Raw genomic sequence first — 5067 nt, forward strand, 5'->3', positions numbered from 1 at the left:
TCCCCACCCACCCCTACGGCGACGAGGCCATGGCGTGGCTGACGGAGGGCAGCACACCGCCGGTGAAGCTGGGCTACACCGAGCGCACCACTCGCGCGGACCGCTTCCTGGGCGCGGGCGCGGCTCGGCGTGGGCTCGACGAGCTGGCGACGCTGGACAAGGTGAAGCTCGACAAGGCCCAGGCGGCCCGCGTGGCGCTGCTGCGCGCGAAGGCCTGGTTCGCGCTGGGGCGGATGGAGGATGCGGAGAAGGCGCTCGCGCTGGCGCGCAAGGGCCCCGCCGCCGTGGCCGCGGAGGCGGACCTGCTGGTGGCGCGGCGCGCGCTCCGGTCCGACGACAACGACAGGGCCCGGACGCTGATGGCGGCCCTGGACAAGAAGTACCCCTCGCAGCCGGCGGGTGATGAAGGCGCCTTCTTCGCGGGCTGGCTGGACTTGCAGGCCGGGCGCTTCGCGGACGCGGTGCGGTCCTTCACGGCTTTCGAGGCGCGCTATCCGCGCTCACGCCGGCGCGACGAGGGCATGTGGTTCCGCGCGCTGGCCCACCTGCGGCAGGAGGAGTACGCGAAGGCCCGCGCCGCGCTGGAGGCGCTCCTGGCCACCTATCCCAGGAGCAACATGGGGCCGCAGGCACGCTACTGGATGGCGCGCAGCCGCGAGCTGGAAGGCGCCAAGGCGGACACCCTGGGGCCCGCGTACACGGCCGTCATCACCTCCGCGCCCGCGTCCTTCTACGCGTTGATGGCCAACGAGCGGCTCAAGGCGCTGAGCCTGAAGGCGCCCGCGCACTTCCCACAGCCGCCGCAGGTGCTGAAGTTGCCCCGCCCGCCCGAATTGGAGCTGGCGGTGGAGTTGACGCGCGCGGGCTTGTTCCGCGACGCGGCGGACGAGGTGGAAGCCCACGCGGCGCGGCTGCGCTCCGCGGACCAGGCCCTGCCCTTCGCGCACGCGCTGCTGGGACTGGGCGAGTACGGCCACGCCTACACGGTGGCGGCGCGCCACCTGTGGGGCCGGGCCTTCGGCGCGCGCGCTCCGGAGGCCTTGGCGCCTTTCTATCCACGCGCCTTCGCCACCGCGGTGGAGGGCGCGGCGACGCGGCACCAGGTGGACCCCTACCTGGTGTGGGCCATCATGCGGCGGGAGAGCGCGTTCCGGCCGGAGGTGATGAGCATGGCCGACGCGCGAGGGCTGATGCAGATCATCCCCAAGACGGCGAACGCCATCGCGGAGAAGCTGACGGAGCCCGCCCCCGCGCCCGCGGACCTCTTCTCCCCCGAGCGGAACATCCGCTACGGCGCCTGGTACCTGTCCCGGCTGATGGAGCGCTTCGCGCACCCGGTGCTCGCGGCGGCCGCGTACAACGCGGGCCCGGGCTCGGCGGCGAAGTGGATCCAGGAGCGGGGCTCGCTGCCGCTGGACCTCTTCGTGGAGACCATCCCCTTCAAGGAGACGCGCGGCTACGTGAAGCAGGTGGTGGCGGACCTGTTCCTCTACCACGCCTTCTACGGCGACGGCACGGGAGCGCTGAAGCTGCCGCTGCAGGTGCCCGCGCCGACGAAGGAAGGCGTCACCTTCTAGGCCCCGTTCGCGCCGAGCTTCAATCCCGGTCTGGCGCGCCCAGGGGGAAGAGCGGCCGGAATTGCCGCGCTTCCTCCACCGCGCGGGCGAAGGACGGGCGCGAAAGCAACCGCGCACGGTAGGCGCGCAGCACGGGAAACGCCTCGGAGATCCGGTGCGTCCAGTCCGCGTAGAACAGCGAGGGCGCCGCCGCGCAGTCCGCCAGCGTGAAGTCCTCGCCAGCGGCGGCCCAGGTCCTGCCGGCGAGCTGCCCTTCGAGCCAGGCGTATGCGACCTCCAGCTTCTTCACGGCCAGGGCCACTCCTTCCTGGCGCTTCACCGAATCCCCCGTCAGCGCACCATCGACCGCGTGCTGCGCCGCGTTCATGACGTGCAGGTCGAAGAAGCGATCGAGAAACCGCACGTCGAGCGCGGCCATCGGGTCCGCGGGCAGCAGGCGCACGGGCCCGGGATGCACGAGGTGCAGGTACTCGATGATGATGCTGGTCTCCGCGACGTCGCGCTCACCGTCCACCAGCAGCGGGAACTTGCGCAGCGGCCAGCGCCGTGACCACTCGGCCGAATGCCGAGGTGTCTCCGGTCCGATGCAGCGGAACTCGAAGGGCGTGGCGTTCTCGTACAACGCGATGAGGACCTTCTGCGTATACGAGGAGAAGGGATGACCGTAGAGCACGAGCGACATCGCGGGAGGACTCCTGTCTCAAACCACTTGCGATTTGCAAGTGGAAGGAACCCTATCGCTACCACTTGCACACCGCAAGGAGTAACCTGGAGGGGATGGCCATGGCGCAGACAGGGCGATCCGGCTGCCCGATCAACCTGACGCTCGAACAGCTCGGCGACCGCTGGAGCCTGGTCGTCATCCGCGACGTCATGTTCGGGAACAGGCGCAGCTACGGCGAGCTGCTCGCGCGGAGCGAGGAACGCATCGCCTCGAACATCCTCGCGGACCGGCTGAAGCGCCTGACGGCGTCCGGCCTGCTGACGCGATGCCCGGATCCAACCCACCGGCAGAAGGGTATCTACAGCCTGACGGAAGCGGCCATTCAGCTCGTGCCGCTCCTCGCGCACATGGGCGCCTGGGGCCGCCGACATACGCGCCCGAGCAAGGAATTGTCCGTGCGCGCGGAGCTGCTGGAACAGGGCGGCGCTCCGCTCTGGAGCGCCTTCATGGACGAGCTGCGCCACCTGCATCTCGGCGCGCCGCGGCCGGCGCGCTCGGTGTTCGGCGAGCTGCAGGCCGCCTACGCGGAGGCGCTGGCGAAGCGCTCTTGATGAGTGCGGCGCGTCGTCCCCTTCGCCGGGCGGAGGTTCAGCCACCCGCGCTAGGCGCGCGCGGCCATCCGGCGCAGGATTTCAGACTCCAGCCCGTGCACCACCTCCGACAGGGGGGTGCTGCTGGAGTCCACGTGCACCGCGTCCTCGGCGGCCCTCAGCGGCGCCACGGCGCGGGCGGAGTCGTCGCGGTCCCGCTTCGTCTGGTCCGCGAGCACCGAATCCAGGCTGCTCTCCACGCCCTTCTGGAACAGCTCCTCGTAGCGGCGCCGGGCGCGCACCTCGGGGCTGGCCGCCAGGAAGAACTTCGCGTCCGCGTCCGGGAACACCACCGTGCCGATGTCACGACCCTCCAGGATGGCGCCCTTCTCCGACTCCAGCGCCAGCCGCCGCTGGAGCTGCAGCAGGCCCGCGCGCACCACCGGCCGCCCGGACACCTGGGACGCCGCCATGGAGATGTCCGGCGTGCGAATCTCTCCGGACACGTCCTGGCCGCCCAGGAAGACGTGGTTCTCCTCGCCCACCACCTGGAAGTGGATGTGCACGCGGCCCAGCAGCTCGCCCAGGCGCGCGTCGTCGTCGAAGGCGAGACCCTCACGCAGGGCCATCAACGCCACGCACCGGTAGATGGCGCCCGTGTCCACCAGCGAGAAGCCCAGCCGGCGCGCCAGCAGCTTGGACACCGAGGACTTGCCGGCGCCCGCGGGGCCGTCGATGGCGACGATGAAGGGCCGGGCGCTCATGACAAAATCTCCTTCAACACCTGGACGCAGCGGGCGTTCTCCGCGGGCGTGCCCACGGAGATGCGCACGTGGTTCGGGAAGCCCTGCCCCGCGAAGGGCCGGACGATGATGCCCTTGCGCAGCAGCTGCTCGTACAGCGCCACCGACGGACGGCCGAAGTCCACGAACACGAAGTTGGCGTGGCTGTGCGTGAGCGTGCCGCCCAGCGTCGGCAGCTCCGCGGCGAAGAAGTCCAGCCCCGTGCGGTTCACCTCCCGCGTGCGGCGCACGTGCTCGGTGTCATCCAGGGCCGCCAGCCCCGCGGCCTGGGCCAGCACCGTCAGGTTGAAGGGCATGCGCGTGCGGTGCAGGTACGCCGCCAGCCGGGCATCCATGATGCCGTAGCCCAGGCGCACGCCCGCCAGCCCGTGAATCTTGCTGAAGGTGCGCAGCGCCACCAGGTTCGGGTGCCCGCCGAGCAGCGGCACGGCGCTGGTGTACTCGGGCCACTCGACGAACTCGAAGTAGGCCTCGTCGTGCACCACCAGCACCTCCGGCGGCACGACGGACAGGAAGCGCGTCAGCGCGTCGCGGCTGAACGCGGTGCCCGTGGGGTTGTCCGGGTTGGCCAGGAACACCATCCGCGTGCGCGGGGTGATGGCCTTCGCCATGGCCTCCAGGTCGTACTGGTGGCCCTCGCGCATGGGCACCTCCACGAAGGGCCGCCCGTGGGCCTGCGCGGAGATGCGGTACGCGGAGAAGGAGCCCTGGCACAGGAGGAGTTCGTCCTCCGGCGTGGTGAAGGTGCGGATGAGCAGCTCGATGAGCTCGTTGGAGCCGCTGCCCAGCACCACCTGCTCCGGCTTCACGTCCACGTGCGCGGCCAGCTTGCGCACCAGGTGGAAGGACGTGGCGTCGGGGTACAGGTGCGCCGCGCCAGAGATGTTCCGCATGGCCTCCACGGCGCGCGGCGAGGGCCCCAGCGGGTTCTCGTTCGAGGCCAGCTTGATGACACCCTTGAGGCCGAACTCGCGCTCGGTCTCTTCAATGGGCTTGCCGGGCACGTACGGCTTGAGCGTCTCAACGTGGGTGGGGACGAGCGGTCGCATGGTGTGAGGCCCTGATAGGAGGTTTCAGCGTCCGGAGAACACACCGAGCGCGCGAAACTTCGCGTACCGGTCCTGGACCAGTTCATCGGGTGACAGCTCGGCGAGCTGCCCCAGGTGCTTGCGCAGCGTCTTGCCCAGCGCCTCCGCCATCTTCGCGGGGTCGCGGTGGGCGCCGCCGGCGGGCTCGACGATGGCCTCGTCGATGATCTTCATCTCCAGCAGGTCCTTCGCGGTGAGCCGCATCGCGTCCGCGGCCTTGTCCGCCTTGGCGGCGTCGCGGAACAGGATGGAGGCGCAGCCCTCCGGGGAGATGACGGAGTAGACGCTGTTCTGGAGCATCAGCACGCGGTTGCCCACGCCAATGGCCAGCGCCCCGCCCGAGCC

At 70.6% G+C, this 5067-nt stretch carries 5 protein-coding genes and 1 pseudogene; 2 read left to right on the forward strand and 4 right to left on the reverse strand.

Annotated elements, in window-relative coordinates; all coding sequences use genetic code 11:
- The coding region (locus HV824_RS34755; protein ID WP_176425191.1) for a transglycosylase SLT domain-containing protein at positions 1 to 1577 on the forward strand (1577 nt) is incomplete at its 5' end.
- Between the two features lie 19 nt (positions 1578 to 1596).
- Here the strand turns inward: HV824_RS34755 and HV824_RS34760 are convergent.
- Positions 1597 to 2259 carry a glutathione S-transferase family protein gene (locus HV824_RS34760; protein ID WP_176416228.1) on the reverse strand — a complete coding sequence of 221 codons (663 nt, stop codon included), beginning with the start codon at positions 2257 to 2259 and terminating at the stop codon, positions 1597 to 1599.
- A gap of 95 nt (positions 2260 to 2354) precedes the next feature.
- Here HV824_RS34760 and HV824_RS34765 point away from each other — a divergent pair, with 95 nt between their 5' ends.
- Positions 2355 to 2852, forward strand: a complete 498-nt coding sequence (locus tag HV824_RS34765; protein ID WP_217918010.1) for a helix-turn-helix domain-containing protein — start codon at positions 2355 to 2357, stop codon at positions 2850 to 2852.
- A 50-nt stretch (positions 2853 to 2902) separates the two neighbouring features.
- Here HV824_RS34765 and cmk read toward each other — a convergent pair whose 3' ends face one another.
- The 3 genes and pseudogenes from cmk to HV824_RS34780 form a co-directional block, all read right to left on the reverse strand.
- Positions 2903 to 3595 (reverse strand): (d)CMP kinase, encoded by a 693-nt coding sequence (cmk, locus tag HV824_RS34770; RefSeq protein ID WP_176416227.1) that lies wholly within the window; start codon positions 3593 to 3595, stop codon positions 2903 to 2905.
- Complete coding sequence (gene hisC / locus HV824_RS34775) at positions 3592 to 4683, reverse strand: histidinol-phosphate transaminase (protein ID WP_176425192.1); 1092 nt, start codon at positions 4681 to 4683, stop codon at positions 3592 to 3594. The genes cmk and hisC overlap by 4 nt, the downstream gene beginning before the upstream one ends.
- 24 nt (positions 4684 to 4707) lie before the next feature.
- A pseudogene (locus HV824_RS34780) lies at positions 4708 to 5067 on the reverse strand (acetyl-CoA carboxylase carboxyl transferase subunit alpha); the annotation flags it as partial.

This window comes from Myxococcus sp. AM009, from assembly GCF_013372605.1.
Taxonomy (GTDB): domain Bacteria; phylum Myxococcota; class Myxococcia; order Myxococcales; family Myxococcaceae; genus Myxococcus; species Myxococcus vastator.